Annotated in this window: 16 protein-coding genes; 9 read left to right on the top strand and 7 right to left on the bottom strand. The window is 69.4% G+C overall.

The features are described from left to right. Positions 1 to 95: 95 nt before the first annotated feature. Positions 96 to 539 (top strand): hypothetical protein, encoded by a 444-nt coding sequence (locus AXE84_RS11835; RefSeq protein ID WP_060958012.1) that lies wholly within the window; start codon positions 96 to 98, stop codon positions 537 to 539. A 46-nt stretch (positions 540 to 585) separates the two neighbouring features. On the opposite strand, the gene AXE84_RS11830 is transcribed toward AXE84_RS11835, so the two are convergent. Beyond that, entirely contained in the window at positions 586 to 2,208 is a 1,623-nt protein-coding gene (locus AXE84_RS11830; protein ID WP_060958277.1) for a DEDD exonuclease domain-containing protein, read from the bottom strand. Between the two features lie 224 nt (positions 2,209 to 2,432). On the opposite strand from AXE84_RS11830, the gene AXE84_RS11825 reads away from it, so the two are divergent. Continuing rightward, positions 2,433 to 3,314 carry a lysophospholipid acyltransferase family protein gene (locus AXE84_RS11825; protein WP_060958011.1) on the top strand — a complete coding sequence of 294 codons (882 nt, stop codon included), beginning with the start codon at positions 2,433 to 2,435 and terminating at the stop codon, positions 3,312 to 3,314. A 38-nt stretch (positions 3,315 to 3,352) separates the two neighbouring features. Here AXE84_RS11825 and AXE84_RS11820 read toward each other — a convergent pair whose 3' ends face one another. Next, positions 3,353 to 4,192, bottom strand: coding sequence for a PaaX family transcriptional regulator (locus AXE84_RS11820; protein ID WP_236750070.1), 840 nt, complete (start codon positions 4,190 to 4,192; stop codon positions 3,353 to 3,355). 179 nt (positions 4,193 to 4,371) lie between these two features. Here AXE84_RS11820 and AXE84_RS11815 point away from each other — a divergent pair, with 179 nt between their 5' ends. The 3 genes from AXE84_RS11815 to AXE84_RS11805 all read left to right on the top strand — a co-directional run bounded on the left by AXE84_RS11815 (position 4,372) and on the right by AXE84_RS11805 (position 8,068). Then, on the top strand, positions 4,372 to 5,022 hold the full coding sequence (locus tag AXE84_RS11815; protein WP_236750069.1) for a CPBP family intramembrane glutamic endopeptidase: 651 nt from the start codon (positions 4,372 to 4,374) through the stop codon (positions 5,020 to 5,022). A 149-nt stretch (positions 5,023 to 5,171) separates the two neighbouring features. Then, the gene (locus AXE84_RS11810) at positions 5,172 to 6,401 is read left to right on the top strand and encodes a pyrophosphate--fructose-6-phosphate 1-phosphotransferase (RefSeq protein ID WP_010615078.1); all 1,230 of its coding nucleotides are present in this window, start codon (positions 5,172 to 5,174) and stop codon (positions 6,399 to 6,401) included. Positions 6,402 to 6,718: 317 nt separating this feature from the next. Then, positions 6,719 to 8,068: a class II 3-deoxy-7-phosphoheptulonate synthase gene (locus AXE84_RS11805; protein ID WP_236750226.1), complete on the top strand. Its 1,350-nt coding sequence runs from the start codon at positions 6,719 to 6,721 to the stop codon at positions 8,066 to 8,068. Positions 8,069 to 8,145: 77 nt separating this feature from the next. Here the strand turns inward: AXE84_RS11805 and pknB are convergent, their stop codons facing one another. Together pknB and AXE84_RS11795 are read right to left on the bottom strand one after the other, a co-directional pair. After that, positions 8,146 to 10,173 (bottom strand): Stk1 family PASTA domain-containing Ser/Thr kinase, encoded by a 2,028-nt coding sequence (gene pknB, locus AXE84_RS11800; protein WP_060958007.1) that lies wholly within the window; start codon positions 10,171 to 10,173, stop codon positions 8,146 to 8,148. 97 nt (positions 10,174 to 10,270) lie between these two features. Beyond that, positions 10,271 to 11,431 carry a polyprenyl synthetase family protein gene (locus tag AXE84_RS11795; protein ID WP_060958006.1) on the bottom strand — a complete coding sequence of 387 codons (1,161 nt, stop codon included), beginning with the start codon at positions 11,429 to 11,431 and terminating at the stop codon, positions 10,271 to 10,273. A 225-nt stretch (positions 11,432 to 11,656) separates the two neighbouring features. Between AXE84_RS11795 and AXE84_RS11790 the strand changes: the two genes are divergently transcribed. Next, complete coding sequence (locus tag AXE84_RS11790) at positions 11,657 to 13,300, top strand: RNA polymerase sigma factor (RefSeq protein ID WP_060958005.1); 1,644 nt, start codon at positions 11,657 to 11,659, stop codon at positions 13,298 to 13,300. Positions 13,301 to 13,449: 149 nt separating this feature from the next. On the opposite strand, the gene AXE84_RS11785 is transcribed toward AXE84_RS11790, so the two are convergent. Both AXE84_RS11785 and AXE84_RS11780 read right to left on the bottom strand, forming a co-directional pair. Beyond that, positions 13,450 to 13,857 (bottom strand): rhodanese-like domain-containing protein, encoded by a 408-nt coding sequence (locus AXE84_RS11785; protein ID WP_010615083.1) that lies wholly within the window; start codon positions 13,855 to 13,857, stop codon positions 13,450 to 13,452. 244 nt (positions 13,858 to 14,101) lie between these two features. Further along, positions 14,102 to 14,374, bottom strand: a complete 273-nt coding sequence (locus AXE84_RS11780) for a DUF7455 domain-containing protein (protein ID WP_010615084.1) — start codon at positions 14,372 to 14,374, stop codon at positions 14,102 to 14,104. 183 nt (positions 14,375 to 14,557) lie between these two features. On the opposite strand from AXE84_RS11780, the gene AXE84_RS11775 reads away from it, so the two are divergent. The 3 genes from AXE84_RS11775 (at position 14,558) to AXE84_RS11765 (ending at position 18,871) form a co-directional block, all read left to right on the top strand. Next, entirely contained in the window at positions 14,558 to 15,334 is a 777-nt protein-coding gene (locus tag AXE84_RS11775; RefSeq protein ID WP_060958004.1) for a hypothetical protein, read from the top strand. Between the two features lie 102 nt (positions 15,335 to 15,436). Then, complete coding sequence (locus tag AXE84_RS11770) at positions 15,437 to 17,689, top strand: DNA gyrase/topoisomerase IV subunit B (RefSeq protein ID WP_060958003.1); 2,253 nt, start codon at positions 15,437 to 15,439, stop codon at positions 17,687 to 17,689. A gap of 129 nt (positions 17,690 to 17,818) precedes the next feature. Further along, positions 17,819 to 18,871: a GNAT family N-acetyltransferase gene (locus AXE84_RS11765; RefSeq protein WP_060958276.1), complete on the top strand. Its 1,053-nt coding sequence runs from the start codon at positions 17,819 to 17,821 to the stop codon at positions 18,869 to 18,871. A 25-nt stretch (positions 18,872 to 18,896) separates the two neighbouring features. Here AXE84_RS11765 and AXE84_RS11760 read toward each other — a convergent pair whose 3' ends face one another. Further along, positions 18,897 to 20,540, bottom strand: coding sequence for an amidohydrolase (locus tag AXE84_RS11760; protein WP_208854560.1), 1,644 nt, complete (start codon positions 20,538 to 20,540; stop codon positions 18,897 to 18,899). Between the last annotated feature and the right edge of the window lie 6 nt (positions 20,541 to 20,546).

Raw genomic sequence — 20,546 nt, 5'->3', positions numbered from 1 at the left:
CTAGACGTGGCGCCGGAAGAGGGATAGTGAGCCTGTGTGTGATTACACTGACCGCGGAACCACTGCCGTCCGTACCCGTCCACGAAGGATCCGCTATGACCGACCAGGCTGCTTCCGCCCGCCTCGAGCTTCTCGTCTTCTCCGACGACGCCACCGTGCGTCAGGAGGTCATTGACGGTGTCGGGCGCCGACCGGCCAAGGGCCTGCCGCTGGTGACCTGGACCGAGGCGGCCACCGCCGAGGGCGTGCGCATGGCCATCAAGGACCGCGAGAAGGAGGACCAGCCGCCCTTCGACGCACTGGTCCTGGACTCCGAGGCCAAGAAGCTCGGTGGCATGGGGCTGGCCCACGAGCTGTTCACCGAGCTTGACGAGCGCCCCGCCGTCGTCCTGCTGACCGCCCGTCCCCAGGACGACTGGCTGGCGGCCTGGGCCAAGGCGGAGGTCGTCGTGCCCCGCCCCCTGGACCCGCTGAGCCTCCAGGAGGGCGTCGCCAAGGCCCTCACCGCCCGCCGCGGCACCGTCACCCCCGCCGGCTGAGCCAGACGTCGGCCGCGCTGAGGTGATTGGCTCACGCTTGGCGCCCTCACTCCTGCGAGGCCAGGACCTTGCGGTGGCGGGCAGCCGCACCGATCGGCCACGTGAGCACCGCGGGGTCGCCGTCGACCTCCACGATGCGGGCGCCCTCGTCCAGGACCCAGTCGGCCAGCAGACTCGTCTCCTCAATGCTCGCCACCTCACCGACGCGGCCGGGCCGCTCAACGACCCGGGCGCTGGCGCGCAGCAGTTCGACGGCGGGGCGCGGGTCGGCACCCGGTGCGGTCGTCATGGAGCCGGCCAGCACGCCCCAGCGCACCACCACCAGCTCCCAGCCCCCGACCTCGCGCCGGCGGGCCGCCATGAGATGCGGGCAGGCCAGCAGGGGCCGCACCCGCTCGGCCCGATCCACCGCGCGCAGCAGGCAGCGCAGGCGGCCCGTCCAGGTCCCGGCCTCCTCGTAGCGCTCGGCCCGGGACAGCGCCGCGATGCGCTCCAGCAGGGGAGCGGCCACCAGGTCGACCTCGCCCGACAGGCAGGCCAGCACCTCGGCCGGCTCAGCCGGGACGTCGTCGTGGCGCACCCGCCGCAGCTCACGCCCGTCCCAGCGGCCCAGACGCAGCACCGACTCGGCGGCGCGCAGGGCCTCCTGGCCCCTGCCGCGTGAGGCGAAGGGGCCCACCGCATGGCCGACCTCCTCCGTGGGCAGCACGGTGGTCAGCGCCAACCGCGGCTCGGCCCCCGGGCCCGAGCCCTGGGTCAGGTGAAGCCAGGGCCGGCGCCGCGGGGCCCGAGAGCGGCGGTTGACCGGCGGGTCGAGCTCGGCGATCATCCGCAGCTCGCGCACCCGCGCCTCAATGAGCGTGGGTGTGGCAATGTGCCGCACGCTCACGGTGGTGTCCAGCATCTGCGCCACCTGGCGGCGCTTCTCCGCGGCGGTGAAGTAGGAGCGCACCCGGCGCTTGAGGTCCACGGCGCTGCCCACGTAGAGCACCTGGTCGGCCGCCGAGCGGAACTGGTAGACGCCGGGGCCGCTGGGCAGGGCGTCAGCCAGGCGGCTCTTGGCCCGGCGCTTGGCAGGGACCGGGTCGGAGGCGGTGGCCAGGTCCTCCAGGTGCGTGACACCGAGCGGCGCCATGACCTCCAGGGCGGCGTGCAGCACGTCCACGGTGGCGCGCGCGTCATCCAGGGCCCGGTGCGTGGGACGGGTCCGGGAACCGACGAAGGCGGCCAGCGTCCCCAGCTTGTGGTTGGGCACCTCACTGCGGGTCCAGGCCTTGCGGGCCAGCGCCAGCGTGTCCAGCACGCGGGGCTCGGGCCACTCCAGGCCCAGGGCCGCCGCGGCGCCACGCAGGTGACCGACGTCGAAGCGGGCGTTGTGCGCGACGAGGACGACGTCGTCGGCTAGCAGGTCCGCCCAGTCCAGGAAGGCCTCCACGCAGGTGCGCACGCCGGGGGCACCGGCCACCATGGCGTTCGTGATGCCGGTGAGCATGGTGATCTGGGCGGGGATGGCGACGCCGGGGTTGACCAGGGTGGAGAACTCCGCCAGCACCTGTCCGCCGCGCACCTTGACGGCCCCGATCTCGGTCAGAGAGCGAGCGCCCGGCGCCCCACCGGTGGTCTCCAGGTCCACCACGACGAAGGTCGCCCGCTCCAGGGGCGTGCCCATGTCGGCGAAGGACACCTGGGTCCCGATGGTGCTCACGGTCGCAGGCTAGAGGATGGCAGTGACATGCATCCTCGCCGGCAGTCGGGAAGTCGGTGCGAGCAGGGTGGGAAGCACCCTAGAATCACCCCATACCCGAGCGGCACCGCCGGCTCCGGTGCCGTCCGTCTCCGATGGTGCAGGACCGTGTGGTGGCCGCCCAGCCAGCAGTTCACAGGAGGCCCCGCGTGGGATACGGACCCATCAAGGCAACAGTCGGCCCGGCCCTGGAGATGCTCTACCAGCCCTGGATCCGCGGCGAGGAGAACATTCCCGCCGAGGGCGCGGCGATCCTGGCCTCCAACCACCTGGCGGTCATCGACTCCTTCTTCCTGCCGCTGCTGGTGGACCGCGAGGTCGCCTTCATCGGCAAGGCCGACTACTTCACCGGCAAGGGCGTCAAGGGCTGGGCGGTGAAGAACTTCATGAAGACCGTGGGCACGATTCCCGTAGACCGCTCCGGCGGCAAGGCCTCCCAGGCGGCGCTCCAGGCCGGCATCGACCGCCTGCGTTCGGGGCAGCTCTTCGGCATCTACCCCGAGGGCACGCGCAGCCCCGACGGGCGCCTCTACCGCGGCAAGACCGGCGTGGCCCGCATCGCCCTGGCCACCGGCGCCCCTGTGGTGCCCGTGGCCATGATCGGCTCCAACCTGGCCCAGCCGATCGGTAAGTCCATCCCCTCGACCCGCCACCGCGTGGGTATCGTCATCGGCGAGCCGCTGGACTTCTCCCGCTACAAGGGCCTGGAGAACGACCGCTTCGTGCTGCGCTCCATTACCGACGAGATCATGTACGCCCTCATGGCCCTCTCCGGCCAGGAGTACGTGGATCTCTATGCCGCCGACGTCAAGAAGGCCATGGACTCGGAGAAGAAGACCGCCGACGAGGTCGTCACCGAGATGCTCGCCGCACAGGCGCAGGCCCGTCCCTCGGCCGCCCCCGTGGCCGCGCCCGGTGGCCGCCCCGCCCCCGAGGTCTCCGTGCCCGAGCCTCCCGAGGACAAGAGCGGCAAGGACAAGAAGAAGGACAAGGCCTCCGACGACGAGGCCGAGCCCGGCGCCGAAGGCTAGAGTGCGGAATCGCGCTCGCGCTCCTGGACGGTGCCTCATCATCGGCTGTCGAGGTGTGCGGCGAGCAGGCTCCGGGCGGCGGATACACCATCGGATATGAGCGGACCGGACATCTGGGCATCGAGCCAGTCCAGGTCCGATATCGGGAATCCCCTCGGTAAAAGCGTGTGGGGCAGGCGTGGGAGGAGGCCCCACAGATAGGTGGCTTCGCTCATCAGGTCATGAGCACGGACGAGCGGTTCCCAGGCCGTCGCCGGCATTGTCTGCTTTCCTGAAGGACTGGCGGTGTCGGTACGTTCCATGTCGGTGCGTAGACGAGTTACGGTCCGGGTCACCCGGGCGGCGGCGCTATCGAGGTTCCAACTTGCCGCCGCCATCTGCCGAGCTGTTTCCAGGTCCACGCTCAGTCTCCCCCGCCAACCGTCCTGGGCCCACGGACCAGGTGGATCCACGCCGATCAACAGACCGGGACGCGGACAGCCCCATCCATGAGCGAAGGCTGCGGCGCGCAGGCCATCGCGTTCCGTGCGGCGAGACTCCGGCAAGTCGTAGACGACCGAGTGGAAGAACCCCTCCCAGACTGGCTCTACGGTGAAGCGGCGTTCGATGGCGTCGAATCGCTCCAGGTAGTCGCCCGTCATCGCGTAGAAGGACGTGCGGCCCTGCCTGCGGCTGGTCAGTCGTCCCTCCTTAAGAGCCCGTGTCATGTAAGAGCGTGCTCCGGAGGCTGTGAGACCGAGCTTCTGTAGCACCTCGATGAGGAAGGGGCCGGGAAGCTCGCGGATCTCTGTCAGGCCGAAGAGGAAACCCACTGTCGTTGTTCGGGCACGAGGAGTCCGTTGAGGCGGGTCTCCATCCAGCTGCCGGGGCGAGGTCATGCCGGCCATTGTCTCCCGCCGGAGGCTGGTGGTGCGAACAAGCGACCCGTAGAACGGGGACTCACCTCGCCATCCCCTACAATGAGATTCTTCAGTGCTACGAAACGTGAAGGATACGGATGATGATTGTGTCGGGTTTGCAACGCCCGCCCCTGAGCAGGACAGCAGCCTGGCGGGAGGTGGCTCTCACCGCGGGCGTCCTGTGGCTGGTGCTTGGTGGCGCATGCTTCTTTCTCGGAGCCCAATCGATCTACGACCGTTGGGGAACGAGCCTCAATGCTGCCTTCGTTCTCGACATCGTGTTCCTCATCGGCTGTCTCGCTGTCATCGTCTTCGTCCTCTGGCGTCAGCATCGGCAGGGCGAGGGCATAGCCGAGCTGGGGTGGGGGCGTCCTGTTCGGACGCCGGTGATCGTCATCGCCGTCGTCTACGGACTGGCCTGGACCGCGATGAGCTACATGCGAGGTGGGGATCCGTTGGCCTTCCCCTGGCAGCGGCCGATCATGATGTCTGTCGGCCTCGTGCTGGCCTTCGCCGAGGAGATCGCAGTGCGCGGGCTCATTCTGGACAGGTTGGCGCGCTGCGGCACCTCCCGGCTCATACAGATCGTTGTAACGGCGGGGATCATGGCCCTCTATCACGGCGTCGTCGGGCACAGTGTCTGGCCCTCCTACATGGTCGCCTCCTTCTTTCTCTTCGGAATCCTCTCAGCTATCTACGTCTATGGAGGTCGTAGCCTCACCCCGGTCTTCATCGCTCACGCGATGACTCATTTCCTAGGGGACCCCGTCCTCATGCAGGGCATCCTCTACGGAGTCCGTGGCGGCTGATTGTCCTGGGCGGTCCTTGTCCGATTCCATCCCCCGTTGGTCCCTGTCAGCGGCTATCGATGGCACGTAGACTGACGCCCGGTGCGGCCCGCGCCGCCCGATCAGGCCGGGGCACTGACCCCGAGTACCCACAACCCGAAAGGTTCCTGATGTCGATTCGTCGCGTCGCCCTGCTCACCGCTGGCGGTTTCGCCCCCTGTCTGTCCGCCGCCGTCGGCGACCTCATCGAGCGCTACACGCAGGTCGCTCCCGAGGTCGAGATCATCGCCTACCAGTACGGCTACCACGGCCTGCTCACCGGCAACTACATCGTCATCGACGAAGAGGGCCGCAAGAACGCCGGCATCCTGCGCGACTTCGGCGGGTCCCCGATCGGCAACTCCCGCGTCAAGCTCACCAACGCCAAGAACCTCGTCGAGCGCGGCCTCGTCGAAGAGGGCGTTAACCCCCTGGAGTTCGCCGCCGAGCAGCTGCGCAAGGACGGCGTCGACGTCCTGCACACCATCGGTGGCGACGACACCAACACCACCGCCGCCGACCTGGCCGCCTACCTCCACGAGAACGACTACGAGCTCACGGTCGTCGGCCTGCCCAAGACCATCGACAACGACGTGGTTCCGATCCGCCAGTCCCTGGGCGCCTGGACCGCGGCCGACGAGGGCGCCGGCTTCGCCTTCAACGTCATCGGTGAGCACCGCTCCAACCCCCGTATGCTCATCGTCCACGAGTGCATGGGTCGCAACTGCGGCTACCTCACCGCCGAGACCGCCCGCCGCTACCACGACCTGCTCCAGACCAAGCAGTGGGCCCCCTCCCTCGGCCTGACCAAGGAGCGCTGGGACGTCCACGCCGTCTTCCTCCCCGAGGTGAAGCTCGACATCGCCGCCGAGGCCGAGCGCCTCAAGGCCATCATGGACGAGCAGGGCAACGTCAACATCTTCCTGTCCGAGGGCGCCGGCGTCCCCGAGATCATCGCGGAGATGGAGGCCGCCGGCCAGGAGGTCCAGCGCGACCCCTTCGGCCACGTCAAGCTCGACACCATCAACCCCGGCCAGTGGTTCGCCAAGCAGTTCGCCGAGCTCATCGGCGCTGAGAAGGTCATGGTCCAGAAGTCCGGCTACTACTCGCGGGCCGCCCACGCCAACGCCGAGGACCTCGCCCTCATCAAGAAGATGTGCGATCTGGCCGTCGACTGCGCCCTGCGTGGCGAGTCCGGCGTCATCGGCCAGGACGAGGAGAACAACGACGAGCTCACCGCGATCGCCTTCCCGCGCATCGCCGGCGCCAAGCCCTTCGACATCACCCAGGCCTGGTTCACCGACCTCATGGCCGAGCTGGGCCAGAAGGTGGAGCCCGCCGAAGCTGCCCCCGAGCACTGAGGCTGAGCCCGCACCCTGCCGCGGCCGGTGCCGTCCTCGTGACGGCGCCGGCCGCTTCTCTGTGCACGTCTGTGCCCCGGAGGGTGGCGCCGGCGGCCCCATGTGTCACGTTTGGCGACTATTCAACCCGCCTGCTGCGCTCCTGGAACGGAGGCCTTCGCCTCCGTGCAGGTCACAGCGTTGCAACCGGTCCGTGCGGGCTCTGCTGCAGCCCTAAAAGTCGCCCACAGTGACAGAATTCGTTTCCCAACCCCCGTGTTTCGCGATGCGGCGCCGAACCCGGGCAATCTCCCGACTGGCCTATGCTGACGGGCGTGATGAACGAGCTCTCCGCCGCCCGCACGGACGCCCAGGCCCCCGCATGGCGTCACCTGCCCGCCCTCCAGCAGCCCGCCTATCCTGATGAGGCCGCGCTGGCCGACGTGGTGGCGGACCTGCGCCGCCGGCCCCCGCTCGTCTTCGCCGGAGAGGTCGACTCCCTGCGCGACCTCATCGCCCAGGCCAGCACCGGGGACGCCTTCGTCCTCATGGGCGGGGACTGCGCCGAGTCCTTCACCCACAACACGGCCGACAACATCCGTCTCAAGGTCCAGACCATCCTCCAAATGGCTGCGGTCCTCACCTACGGCGCCTCCACGCCCGTGGTCAAGATCGGCCGCATGGCCGGCCAGTACGCCAAGCCCCGCAGTTCGGACACCGAGACCCGCGGCGAGGTCACCCTGCCCGCCTTCCGCGGCGACTCCGTCAACGGCCACGAGTTCACCCCCGAGGCCCGCATCCCCGACCCCACCCGCATGCTGGACGCCTACCTGCGCTCGGGCACCACACTCAACCTCATCCGCGCCTTCACGATGGGTGGTTACGCGGACCTGCGCGAGGTCCACTCCTGGAACCGAGGCTTCACCGCCAACCCCGCCTACAAGCGCTTCGAGTCCTTCGCCGAGGAGCTCGACCGGGCCATGCGCTTCATGGAGGCCGCCGGCGTGGACTTCGAGGCCCTGCGCCAGGTCGACTTCTACGCCGCCCACGAGGCCCTCCTCCTGGAGTACGAGGACGCCATGATCCGCGAGGACTCCCGCTCCGGGCGCCTCTACGACACCTCCGCCCACATGCTCTGGGTGGGGGAGCGCACCCGGGAGGCCGACGGCGCCCACGTCGCCATCCTCGCCGGCGTCCACAACCCCGTGGGCGTCAAGGTCGGCCCCACCACGTCCCCCGACGACCTCTCCCGGCTCATGGACCGCCTCAACCCCGAGGGCCTGCCCGGACGCCTGTCCCTCATCACCCGCATGGGCGCCGACCGCATCCGCCAGGCCCTGCCGCCACTGGTGGAGGCGGTGCGCGCCGACGGGCGCCCCGTCACCTGGATCGCCGACCCCATGCACGGCAACACCATCACCTCGGACAACGGCTACAAGACCCGCCGCTTCGAGACGATCCTCGACGAGATCCGCGGCTTCTTCGAGGTGCACCGCACCCTGGGCACCGCCCCGGGCGGCATCCACGTCGAGCTCACCGGCGACGACGTCACCGAGGTCCTCGGCGGCGGCGAGCACATCGACGAGGCCGGCCTGGCCGAGCACTACGAGACCCTCGTCGACCCGCGCCTCAACCACCAGCAGTCCCTCGAGGTCGCCTTCGAGATCGCCGAGATGCTCAAGGGCTGAGAACCCCCGCTGAGTACCCGCCCCGCAAGGGCGGTGAAACGTGGCCCGGTCCGCGAGTCGGAACCGGGCCACGCTGGTCAGAAGATGTTGATGGTGACCTTGGAGTCGGGCTTGACTCTGGAGCCCGGCGCGGGGTCGGTGGAGCGCACTGTCCCGAAGGGACCGCCCAGGCGCTTGTTGACCTCCACCTTGAGCCCGGCATCCTCCAGGGCCTTCTTGGCCTCGTCCTGGCTCTTGCCGGTCACATCCGGGACCGTCACTTTCTCCGGCCCCTTGGAGACGGTCAGGTCCACCGAGTCACCCTTGTAGTAGCCCGAGGCCCCGGCGATGGGGGAGGAGGAGATGACATTCCCCTTCGCCACGGAGTCGGAGTAGCCCTTGCTGACCTTGCCCTTCTTCAGCCCGGCATCCTCCAGGACCTTCTTGGCCTCGTCCTCGCTCATACCGGTCACGTCGGGGATCGTAGCCGGCTCCTTGCCCTTGGAGACCACGAGCGAGACCTTCTCAGTGTGCTTGATGACCTTTCCGGCCTTGGGGTCGCAGGAGATGACCTTGCCCGACTCCACGCTGGCGGAGTACTCCTCGGTGACGTCCCCCGGGGTCAGGCCGGCCGCCGTGATTGCGGCCGTGGCCTGGTCCTTGGTCTTCCCGACGACGTCGGGAACGGTCTTGGTCTCCACGCCTCGGGAGACGGTGGCGGTGACGGTCTGGCCGAGTCCCACCTTCTGGCCCGCCTTCGGCTGGCAGGAGACGATGCTGCCGGCCGGGACCGTGTCGGAGTAGACGCGCTCGGGCGTGCCCCAGTCGAGCCCTTGCTTCTCCAGGGCGAGCTGTGCCTGGTCCTCAGACATGCCAATGATGTTGGGCACGGAAACTCGTCTGCCGGGACCGGCCGTCAGGTACCAGGTGGCGCTCGCACCGGTCCCAGCCACGGCCAGCAGCCCGATGACGAGTGCACGACGGCGACTGAAGCCGCCGTTGCTCTTCTTCGAGGTGGGGACGGCAGTGGTCTCCTGAGCGTCGGCCGCCAGGGCCTTGCGGGAGAGCGCACGTGTTCGCCCCTTGGAGTCCGGGCCGATGGAGCCGATGGGAAGGGAGACGGTGCGCATCCCAGCGTGCGGCGAGGACTCCTCGGCGGAGGAGTCGTCGGCGTCGTCCTGGGGCTCGTTGTCGATGGCGGAGCGGGCGGCCTGCGCATTGGCCGTCATGACCTGCTGGGTCCGGATGGAGCCGGTCCCGCCCCCGCGGCGCACGGAGAGCTCGGAGTCGGTGAGCTCGTCGACGACGTTGCGCAGCAGCGCCAACGCCTCGTCGGCGTCGGCCGGGCGCTCCTGCGGCTCACGGCGAGTCATGGTGGCCACGAGCTCGTCGACGTCGGCCGGCATGTCGGGCACCAGCTTGGAGGGCAGGGGCACGTCCTCGTGGACGTTGCGGAAGGCGATCTGAATGGGGGAGTCCGCGGTGAAGGGCTGCTGACCGGTGAGGAGCTCGTAGAGGACCACCCCGGCGGAGAAGACGTCGGCGCGAGAGGTGGAGTCCCCGGAGGTGATGAGCTCTGGCGCCAGGTAGGCGACCGTGCCCAGCACGTTGCCCGTCGTCGTCTGCGTCACCTCCGTGACCGCCCGGGCCAGGCCGAAGTCGGCGACCTTGGCCACCGAGCCGTCGGAGGGCAGCAGCACGTTCTCCGGCTTGATGTCGCGGTGGACCAGGCCGGCTCGGTGGGCCGCGCCGAGCGGGCGCAGCAGCTGGGCCACCAGGCCCAGGGCCTCCTTGACCGACAGCGGGCCTGCCGCAATGAGGTCGCGCAGTGTGGGCCCCTCGACGTACTCCATGACGAGGTAGGCGACCCCGTCGAGGCTGCCCTGGTCGAAGACGGCCACCACGCCCGGGTTGGACAGGCGTGCCGCGGCCCGTGCCTCACGGCGGAAGCGCGAGACAAAGTCGGGGGAGTCGGCCAGGTGGGCGTGCATGAGCTTGAGCGCCACGGTCCGGTCCAGGCGACGGTCATGGGCGCGGTAGACGGTGGCCATCCCGCCACGCGCTAGGCGGTCGACGATCTCGTAGCGAGAGTCGACCAACCGACCAATGAGGGGATCTGTGACCACGCCGCGATTCTACGATGCCGGCGGGGCGGTCACAGCCGCGGCCGGATCAGGTGGGTAGTACTGCCACCTGGCGGGGTGCCCGGATATCCGCGCCGGATCAGGAGACTCGGTGCGTCAGCAGGTCCGCCAGCACCGCCAGGTCCTCCAGGGATGCGGTGCTCACCACGCCGTCGTCCCCGAGGTGCTCCAGCGCCCGGTTCCCGGCCTCACGGTGCGCGGCGATGATCTCCTCGTGGGCGGCACGCGCGCCGCAGTTCTCAATGAGAGCGGCGACCTCGCCGATCTGCTCCTCCGTGGCCTCGGGATTGGCCAGGACGCTACCGAGCATCCGGCGGCCGGCCTCGTCGCAGCGCCCCCAGGTCAGGGCCAGCAGCACTGTGCGCTTGCCCTCGCGCAGATCGTCCCCGGCCGGCTTGCCGGTGGCCTGTGGCGAGCCGAAGACTCCCAGATCGTCGTCGCGCAGCTGGAAGGCGATGCCGACGTCCTCGCCGAAGGCGGCCAGGTGCTCGGCAGTGGTCCCGCTCGGGTCCAGTCCGGCCAGGAGGGCGCCGATGAGCAGCGGGTGGCGCACCGAGTAGCGGGCCGACTTGTGCCGCACGACCGACAGGGCCTCGTCCTGCATGCGCCTGGCTGCGGCACCCGGCTCCTGGTCCCAAGGCAGAGGCAGGTTCTCGCTGCGCACGTCGAGGAACTGGCCCAGGGCCACCTCGGTGGTCATGGCGTCGAAAGCGGACCTGGCGTACCGCACCGCACTGCTTCGGGTCTGGCTTGAGGCGCGCGACGGCGCCAGCGCGCTCATCTCCTCACCGGCCAGGGACAGCAGGAGGTCGCCGAGCAGGATGGCGCCATTGGCCCCAAAGGTCTGCGGGCGCCCCAGCCAGCCCCGGGCCTCGTGGTTCCGGGCGAAGACGCGGTGTGCTGCGGGCAGGCCCCGGCGCGTGTCGGCGCTATCCATGAGGTCGTCGTGCACCAGGGCACTGGCCTGGTAGAGCTCCAGCGCCGTACCCAGGTGGACGGCGTCGGAACCGGTCAGGCGCTCGGCCCGCTGCTTCGGGGCGCTCAGGATCGCGCAGCCGACAGCCCCCAGGACGGCCCGCATGCGCTTGCCGCCACTCAGGACGCTCCCGGCGGCCTCGAGCAGCTCCGGGGCGGCCTGCCCCAGGTCCTCCCAGCGCAGGTGGCAGTCCTCCAGGACCTGGGTCAGGCGGTGCTCGACGGCGGGACGGACACGGCCCAGGGCCGCAGGCAGCGCACTCATGACTGCCAGAGTAGTCCCAGCTCAGGCGTCAGGACGGGGGGCGACGCTAGCGTCGGCGGGTTTACCGCGGCGCGACGCCGAGTGCGAACAAGGTGAGGGCATACTAAGTCGCCCGTGCGGTGATCCTGGGGAATAAACGCTACAATTCGGGGGTTGTCTACTGTGCCGGATCGGGTTCCCATACCCCGTCACCGGCTGTCCGCCCGCCCACGCGAAAGGAACTCCGTGGCTTCTTCCACAGTGACGCGCTCCAGCACCGAGCTCACTGACGACGTCGACGAGACCCCGCTCGACGACGAGGACTTCGACCTCGACGACGAAGGAGACGACGACGCCGACTACGACGACGAGGACTACGACGACTCTGACGAGGACGACGAGGACTCCTCTGATGGGGACGAGGACCAGGATGACGACTCCGAGGCGCAGGCTGTCCAGGAGGATGACGGCCCAGCCGCCGAACTGCGCGACTACTACCTGGATGTGAGCCTGGAGGAGAACGGTGACGGCTCCAAGCGCAGCCCCTTCAACGACCCCGCCTCCCTCAAGGGGGTTCGTCTGGCACCGGGGGCGACTCTCTTCGTGCGATCGCGCACGGTTGTGGAGAACCTGGAGATCGCCGGCCACGGCACCCTGGAGGAGCCCATCACGCTGGCCCCCTACGGCCACGGACCGGTGCCTCGCTTCGTCATCGGCGACTCCGCCCCCATGGTGGCGCGCGACTACCTCGCTCAGAACGGCTACATCTTCCGTGGCTGGGTCATCAAGGGCATCAAGATGCAGCCCTCCATCGCGGCCCTGACCGGTGAGCTCGAGCGCATGCGCCGGGAGGAGGCGGAGAAGGCCGCCTCCAAGAAGTCCGGCAAGCGCGGCAAGTCCCAGGACAAGGACGGCTCCTTCACCGTCTCCGACTCCGACGAGGGCGACGAGCCGGCCCAGCGGGTCGTCACCGCCGGCGCCACCGCGGACCCGGTCAAGGACTACCTCAAGCAGATCGGTAAGGTCGCGCTGCTGAACGCCGAGCAGGAGGTCGAGCTCGCCAAGCGCATCGAGGCCGGTCTTTACGCCGAGCACCGCCTGGCCGAGGAGGGCAACGACCTGCCGGCCAAGCTGCGTCGCGAGCTGCACTGGGTGGCCCAGGACGGTCAGCGGGCCAAGAACCACCTGCTGGAGGCCAACCTGCGACTGGTGGTCTCCCTGGCCAAGCGCTACACGGGCCGCGGCATGCTCTTCCTGGACCTCATCCAGGAGGGCAACCTGGGCCTCATCCGCGCCGTGGAGAAGTTCGACTACACCAAGGGCTTCAAGTTCTCCACCTACGCCACCTGGTGGATTCGCCAGGCCATTACCCGCGCGATGGCTGACCAGGCCCGCACCATCCGCATCCCGGTGCACATGGTCGAGGTCATCAACAAGCTCGCCCGCGTACAGCGCCAGATGCTTCAGGACCTGGGACGTGAGCCCACCCCGGAGGAGCTGGCCGTCGAGCTGGACATGACCCCGGAAAAGGTGGTCGAGGTCCAGAAGTACGGGCGCGAGCCGATCTCCCTGCACACGCCGCTGGGTGAGGACGGGGACTCGGAGTTCGGTGACCTCATTGAGGACTCCGAGGCCGTGGTCCCGGCCGACGCGGTGAGTTTCACCCTCCTGCAGGAGCAGCTCCACGCCGTGCTGGACACCCTCTCGGAGCGTGAGGCCGGCGTGGTCTCCATGCGTTTCGGTCTGACCGATGGCCAGCCCAAGACCCTCGATGAGATCGGCAAGGTCTACGGGGTTACCCGGGAGCGCATCCGCCAGATCGAGTCCAAGACCATGTCCAAGCTGCGCCACCCCTCGCGCAGCCAGGTCCTACGCGACTACCTGGACTGAGCGGACTCGCCCGGACGACGGAGCCCGACCGGCTTCTGCGTGTCAACGGCGTCGGCCCCGGAACTCATGCGGTTCCGGGGCCGACGCCGTTGGGGTGAGGGTCATGAGGCCGATCAAGAGAACATGCGCCCGCCTGACCTGCCCTGACGTCAACCGGTGACGACCTTGGCCCCGGTGGTCTTCTTGGCGGCGTCGAGGGTCCCCAGCTCGGTGACGCTGGAGAAGCCGGCGTTGCGCATGACGGCGCTGGCCATCTTGGGCTGGTCGGCGGAGCCGTAGAGCTGGTACTGGGAGCTGTGGTCCAGGCTCGAGATCTGGCTGGAGAAATCACCTGAGGAGAAGTCGTAGTTAACTGCCCCCTCGAGGTGCCCTTTCTTGAACTCCTCAGCCGAACGCAGGTCGATGATGACGGGACCGGATGCCTTCGCGCCCGCCGAGGCGGTGTTGGCAGAGGAGGAGGCGCTGGAGCCAGCAGAACCGGAGCATCCTGAAAGTGCGATCGCGCTGCAAACGACGAGCAGAGCAGAGGCGGTTATGACGCGGAGAGGACGTTTCACAGGCAGTTCCTTGAGGGGTCACGCGGCTTCGTCGAGCCTGGATGGGGCGGGATGCTTCAATCAGCGCAAGGCTCTGTCCCGGGGGATTCGGGGAGGGAACACGAGCAGGGCCTCAGGAACGAGGATATGCAGCATCCGGTAGAAAAAGACTGTGAAACTCAGTGAACTTCAATGCCGACCTCAGTGAAAAAGTCCACGTTGGTCGGGCTGTCGGTTGGGCTGTCGGCCGGGCTGGCCGGCGGCCTCAGCTGCCGGAGGTCAGGGTCGAGGTCTCGTCCTGGAACAGCAGGGCGACCTCTTTGAGCTTGTCTGCGTGCTTGCGGGCATGGTGGCCGCAGAAGAAGAGCTCGCCGGTCAGCATGACGACTCGGACGTAGGCCTGCGCGTCGCAGACATCGCAGCGGTCGGCTGTGGTCAGCGGGCGCTCGGTGGAGTCGGCGGCAGGAGTGGCCTGCTCGTCCAGGGTGGTCACCGCCTGCGCGGCGGTTGAGGTTCCGGTTGTGCTCATGGACTGCATTGCATCACGGCGCAGGCGCTCCCACCCGTCAGGGGCGGCCATTTCCGCCTGAGGCGCACGCGCTTTCGCCCACGGCGCACCAGCGTCATGGCGCACGTCACCATGGAGCCGACCGATCGGGTGAATGCTGGAGAGCAGCCGTGGTGAGCCGTCAAAGCGCAGGACTCGGGAGGAGCCGTCAGGATGTCAGTGGTGCAGGAGTTCCGCGACCGTGAGATCGCGCGCCTGGAGCGCTCGGGCTGGGCGACCAACGTGGCCCTTCGACAGAGGCTGGAGGCCGTAGGGCTGCGACCGCCCGCCGAGGTCGTCGCCGAGTGCCTGGACGAGGGCGCGGGAGACGGAGGCGGTGCCGGTGCCCGCTGGGCGCGGGCCGAGTGCACGGTGGCCCATTTAAGGGAGCACTTCGCCCCCTTCCGCTTCTCCGACGACGTCGACTACGGGCTCCTGGCGGTCCCGGCCAGTAACCGACTCGACACCCGTGGGGCCATGGACCTGAACATCCGCCGCGGTCAGCAGCCCGATCTGACCGAGGACTTCGTTGACCCGGCCCTGGGGGAGGGGGCCGACCTCGCCGACTCCACCGATGCTGCTGGGGTCACGCTGGGCAAGGACGGCTGGATGGTGGTGGCCGGCGTCGTCGGCCAGTATGGAATCTCGGCGGGAAGCCATGAGGACGTCTCCGCCGCTGCCGTGGAGCTCTTCGAGGTCGACGGCCTCGACACCCGTGCCCTCATGACCCGTCAGATCTGGGGAGCCCGCCTCCTGCAGTGCCCACCCGGGCTCGTTCCCGACTCGGACTACGCCGAGCGATGGACCTTCACACTCTTGCCCGGCGAGGGGTTGGTGGACGGGCGGGCCGTCTCCGGCACCGTGCTCAAGAGGCGGGTGCGCTTCCGGCTGGGCAAGGCCGACCGTGGGATCGGCAGCGCGCGGGTGAGCCCCGCCCTTCCGCTGACGTAGGGACCCCAACGGCTTCGGGCGTGGCCGCATGACGTATGACGCCACACGCGCACCGCGGCGGGGCACAAGGCACCGGCGGCACTGATCGGCTAGATTCCCAGCGTGCCCTCATCTGAGAACAAGACCAGCCGGGGCGACTACTCCGCCCGCCACCTCTCCGTCCTGGAGGGGCTCGAGGCCGTGCGCAAGCGCCCGGGAATGTACATCGGCTCCACCGACCAGCGCGGTCTCATGCACTGCGTGTGGGAGATCGTGGACAACGCCGTCGATGAGGCCCTCGAGGGGCACGGCGACGACATCTCAGTGACCGTCCACGACGACGGCTCCATCGAGGTGCGTGACAACGGGCGCGGCGTGCCCGTGGACATCGAGCCCTCATCCGGCCTGACCGGTGTCGAGCTCGTCTATACCAAGCTGCACGCCGGCGGGAAGTTCGGCGGCGGCTCCTACGGCGCCGCCGGCGGTCTGCACGGCGTGGGGGCGTCCGTCGTCAACGCCCTGGCCGAGCGCATGGACGTCGAGGTCGACCGCGGCGGCAAGACCTACGCCATGAGCTTCCACCGCGGCGAGCCCGGCATCTTCGACGACTCCGCCGGGCGCGGCCCCTCCTCACCCTTCACCGGGTTCACGAAGGCCTCCGAGCTGCGCGTCATCGGCAAGGTGCGCCGCGGCGTGACCGGAACCCGGGTCCGCTACTGGGCCGACCCCCAGATCTTCCCCAAGCCCACCGAGTACGACGCCGCCGCCCTGCGCGCCCGCCTGCGCCAGACCAGCTTCCTCGTTCCGGGCCTCACCCTGCGCCTGGAGGACAAGCGCCCCGAGGCCGAGGCCATCGCGGCCTCCACCACGCCGGCCGCCGACGCCGGCGAGACCGACGACGCCGTCCACGAGGTCACCCTGCGCGCGGCTGCCAAGAACGCCACCGAGAACCGCGGCGACCTGTTCGACACCGGTGATGACGACGGCGTCGAGGTCTTCCAGGCCCTGGGCGGCACTGCCGACTTCGTCGACTTCCTGGCCTCCGACGGCTCAGTCACCGACACCTTCCGCCTCACCGGCGAAGGCACCTACACCGAGACCGTCCAGCAGCTCGACCGCGCCAGCGGGCACCTGCGGCCCGTGGAGGTCGAGCGCACCTGCATGGTTGACGTCGCCCTGCGCTGGGGGATCGGCTACGACACCACGGAGCGCTCCTTCGTCAACATCATCGCCACCCCCATGGGAGGCACCCACCTGACCGGATTCGAGCAGGCCCTCACCAAGGTGCTGCGCAAGCGCATCGAGGCCGACTCCCGGGCCCTGAAGCTCACCGCCAAGGACGGCCGCGTCGAGAAGGACGACATCATGGCGGGCCTGACCGCCGTCATCACCGTGCGCGTCCCCGAGCCCCAGTTCGAGGGCCAGACCAAGGAGGTCCTGGGCACCGGGCCCGTGCGCCAGATCGTCTCCAAGGTGGTCGAGCGCGAGCTCACCTCCCTGCTGACCTCCTCCAAGCGGGACCTCAAGACCCAGGCGCGCGCCCTGGAGGAGAAGATCGTCGGTGAGATGCGCGCCCGCGTCTCAGCGCGCCTGCACAAGGAGATCACCCGCCGCAAAACCGCCCTGGAGACCTCCTCCCTGCCGGCCAAGCTCGCCGACTGCCGCAGCGACGACGTCGCCGCCTCCGAGCTGTTCATCGTCGAGGGCGACTCCGCCCTGGGAACCGCCAAGAACGCCCGCGACTCCGAGTTCCAGGCGCTCCTGCCGATCCGCGGCAAGATCCTCAATGTGCAGAAGGCCTCCCAGGCCGACATGCTGCGTAACGTCGAGTGCTCGGCCATCATCCAGGTGGTCGGCGCCGGTAGCGGACGCACCTTCGACCTGGAGGCCGCCCGCTACGGCAAGGTCATCCTCATGACCGACGCCGACGTCGACGGCGCCCACATCCGCACCCTCCTGCTGACTCTCTTCTTCCGCTACATGCGCCCCATGATCGAGGCGGGCCGGGTCTTCGCCGCCGTCCCGCCCCTGCACCGCATCGAGGTCTCCGGCTCGGGGCGGCGCAAGAAGGAGATCATCTACACCTACTCCGACGAGGAGCTTGTCACCACCCTGCGCCGCCTGGAGCGCGCGGGCCGCAGCTTCAAGGAGCCCCAGCGCTACAAGGGCCTGGGGGAGATGGACGCCCACCAGCTCGCCGAGACCACCATGGAGCCCCAGCACCGGACCCTGCGGCGCATCACCCTGGGGGACGAGGCCCAGATCATGGAGGCCGAGTCCGTCTTCGAGCTCCTCATGGGCTCATCGGTCGAGCCCCGCCGGGACTTCATCGTCGAAGGCGCGCGTGACGTTGATCGCGAGCGCATCGACGCCTGACCGGCGCGTCAGGTCTCGGCCGCTTCTTCGGGTATGGTCGGTAACCTTCGTGTCACGGCCCGCCGAAGGTCGAGGCGCGTTGCTCACTGACTGATCGTCATTCTTCGTCCTCATGAGGGAGGTGTGCTGATGGCACCCGGTTACGGCATCCGCCGGGCGGGATCCTCACCCTGGCCCATCCTGCGCCCGGGGCCCCGCTCGTCCCTGTCACGGCAGCTGACCTGGCGGCCGCTGGGTCCGGAGGACAACCACGAGCTGGCCGCGCTCATCGCTCGGGCCGAGGATGTCGACAACCCTCCCTACCGCACCAGTGAGCAGGAGACGGCCGAGTACTTCCTCGACCCCACCTACTCCGGCGTCGCCGGGCGTGACACCGATGGCGTCATGCGCGCCTTCGGGCTGGTACGCCTCCGACCGGCTGGGGAGATCTACGCCTCCATGACCGGCACCGTGGACCCGTCCGTACGCAACCGCGGCATCGGGCGCACCCTCCTGCACTGGCAGGCCGAGCGGGCCCGCCACCTCGTGGGGGCCGAACGGGCCGGCTCCGTGCCGGGCAAGGGCTCGGCCCAGGTCCCCGCCCACGTGGTCACCACCGTCATGGAGGATGACCAACGCATGCAGGACCACCTCAAGGACATGGGTTTCGAACCCATGCGCTGGTACCGGGAGGTACGCCGTTTCCTCGGTGACGAGATCCCCGAGGTGGACCTGGACGGCTTCATCACCATCGACCCGTGGACCCCCGAGATCGACGACGACGTCCGGCGCGCCTACAACCAGGCCATGGCCGAGACCTGGGAGACGGAGAACGTCACCCCCGAGGACTGGACCGCCGGCAGCGCCTACTTCGCCCCGCAGTGGAGCTTTGTGGCCATGGATCGCTCGGGGGACCGGGCCCGTGTCGCCGGCTACCTGCGCTCAGGCCGCTACGAGCAGGACTGGCAGGCACTGGGCTGGCGTGAGGGCTACACCGACGTGCTCGGGGTCCTCAGCGACTACCGCCACCGCCAGATCGGGCCCGCGCTGCTGGTGGCCGCCATGCGCGCCTACGCCGCCGACGGCATGGAGTACGCCGCCGCCGGCGTCGACACCGACAACCCCAGTGGTGCCGTGGACCTGTATGAGTCCCTGGGCTACGTGCCCACCCGCGGCACCATCCTCTACGCCCTCGACGTCTGAGTGGGGCGTGCGTCCCCCGGGCGGTTCACCCTTGTAGACAGGCCACAGCTCCGGCCACCACGGTGGCCACTGGGAGAACGCCCGCCAGCTCCTCGGCCTCCAAGCGCAGGGGGTCCTCGGCTAGGAGCACCAGGTCGGCCTGAGAACCCACCGCCACCGGACCGGCCCCGTTGACGCTGGCTGCCAGCGCCTCCTCGGCCGTCAGCCGCTGATCCGGCGACCACACCGAGCCGTCCGGTGTCCGACGCCCCACGGCCGCCGACATGGCCAGCCACGGGTCCAGGGGCGCCACCGGCGCATCCGATCCCAGCTGAAGCAGGGCCCCGGCGGCCACCATGTCTGCGAAGGCGTAGGTGCGCCCCTCCAGTCCCGGCCACACACGCCCCACGGCCGCCCAGTCGTCAATGAGGTGGGCCGGCTGAACCGACAGCTCGATCCCGCAGCCCACGAGGCGCCTGAGCGCCCCATCAGGCTCAGCGAGGGCGTCTGCCGGCAGCAGCTGGGCGTGCTCCAAGCGCCCGGCAGCACCCGAGTGCGCGAAGGCCGCAGCGACGTCGTCGACCGCCGCGTCCCCGATGGCGTGGATGGCCATCTCATAACCCTGCCGGGAGGCGTGGGCCATGAGGTCGGTGAGCTCGGCCCGGTCGATGTTGACCACGCCGCAGGCGTGCTCCAGGCCCAGCTCGGCGGGATAGGGCTCGCACATGTGTGCGCTGCCCGAGCCCATCGAGCCGTCTGCGATCACCTTGAGCGGCCCCTGCACCAGCACCGGGGATCCGTCGGGCAGGCGGGGTGAGCCCGCCAGCGCGGTCCCGGTGCGCAGGCCCCGGGCGATCCACCGTTCCAGCTTGTCGCGGTAGACCCCGATGCGGATGCGGGGCAGCACCTGGGTAAGAACGCCCTCGTCCGCCATGGTCCGCAGGCGCCGCGGCCAGTCATCGGGATCCTCCGACCAGCTCATGTCCACCACGCCGGTGACGCCCCGGGACAGCATGTCGGCCAGGACCTGTCGGTAGCCGGATTCCCGCAGCTCGCGTGTCCCCGGAACCTCATCGAGGCGGTCTAGTAGGGCGAACCACGGGTCCTCCTTCATCGGTGCTCCCGGGGCCTGGGCGCTGGCCCCCGGCAGGCCGAAGACACGCAGCGCCGCCGAGTTCAGCCACCCGGAGTGCACGTCCCCGGAGATGAGCAGCGTGGGAACCTCCCCGGTGACGGCGTCGAGCTCGGCCACCGTGGGCACCCGGGGCCAGTTGGACAGGCGGTGCCCGAAGCCCTGGATCGTGGCCGGCCGTGAACCGGCCGGATGATCCCGCAGCGCCCGGGCCACCAGCTCCAGGGCCTCCTCGGCGCTGCGGGTGGCCAGCGTGTCAATACGCGCCGAGCGCGCCGCCTCCATGTCCAGGTGGGCGTGAGCGTCCCACAGGCCGGGAATGAGGAAGGAGCCCTCGGCCTCAAGGACCCGTGTCCCGGGAGCATTCAGCCCCTGTCCCACCTCGACGACCCGGCCCGCCTTGATACGCACATCCACGGGCTCACCCGGGGGCGGCGGCGCGGCCAAGGCGCCAGGGTGAGGGTCACCTCGGCGCAGCGCCCCCAGCTCGGTGCGGGACCGGAAAGGGACGATGCGCGCATCCCTGATGAGCAGGTCTGCGGACGGTTGATCGGCCATGCGCCA

It is taken from the genome of Actinomyces oris (genome assembly GCF_001553935.1).
GTDB lineage: Bacteria > Actinomycetota > Actinomycetes > Actinomycetales > Actinomycetaceae > Actinomyces > Actinomyces oris_A.
Note: the sequence above shows the minus strand (reverse complement) of the source record. Positions and strands in the feature narration are given on the sequence as shown.

Coding starts and splice junctions, on each gene's coding strand:
- AXE84_RS11805 (WP_236750226.1), top strand. CDS start 6,719: ATGAACGAGCTCTCCGCCGCCCGCACGGACGCCCAGGCCCCCGCATGG.
- AXE84_RS11830 (WP_060958277.1), bottom strand. CDS start 2,208: ATGGGCACGCCCCTGGAGCGGGCGACCTTCGTCGTGGTGGACCTGGAG.
- AXE84_RS11820 (WP_236750070.1), bottom strand. CDS start 4,192: ATGACCTCGCCCCGGCAGCTGGATGGAGACCCGCCTCAACGGACTCCT.
- AXE84_RS11835 (WP_060958012.1), top strand. CDS start 96: ATGACCGACCAGGCTGCTTCCGCCCGCCTCGAGCTTCTCGTCTTCTCC.
- AXE84_RS11760 (WP_208854560.1), bottom strand. CDS start 20,540: ATGGCCGATCAACCGTCCGCAGACCTGCTCATCAGGGATGCGCGCATC.
- AXE84_RS11780 (WP_010615084.1), bottom strand. CDS start 14,374: ATGCAGTCCATGAGCACAACCGGAACCTCAACCGCCGCGCAGGCGGTG.
- AXE84_RS11765 (WP_060958276.1), top strand. CDS start 17,819: ATGGCACCCGGTTACGGCATCCGCCGGGCGGGATCCTCACCCTGGCCC.
- AXE84_RS11795 (WP_060958006.1), bottom strand. CDS start 11,431: ATGAGTGCGCTGCCTGCGGCCCTGGGCCGTGTCCGTCCCGCCGTCGAG.
- AXE84_RS11775 (WP_060958004.1), top strand. CDS start 14,558: ATGTCAGTGGTGCAGGAGTTCCGCGACCGTGAGATCGCGCGCCTGGAG.
- AXE84_RS11810 (WP_010615078.1), top strand. CDS start 5,172: ATGTCGATTCGTCGCGTCGCCCTGCTCACCGCTGGCGGTTTCGCCCCC.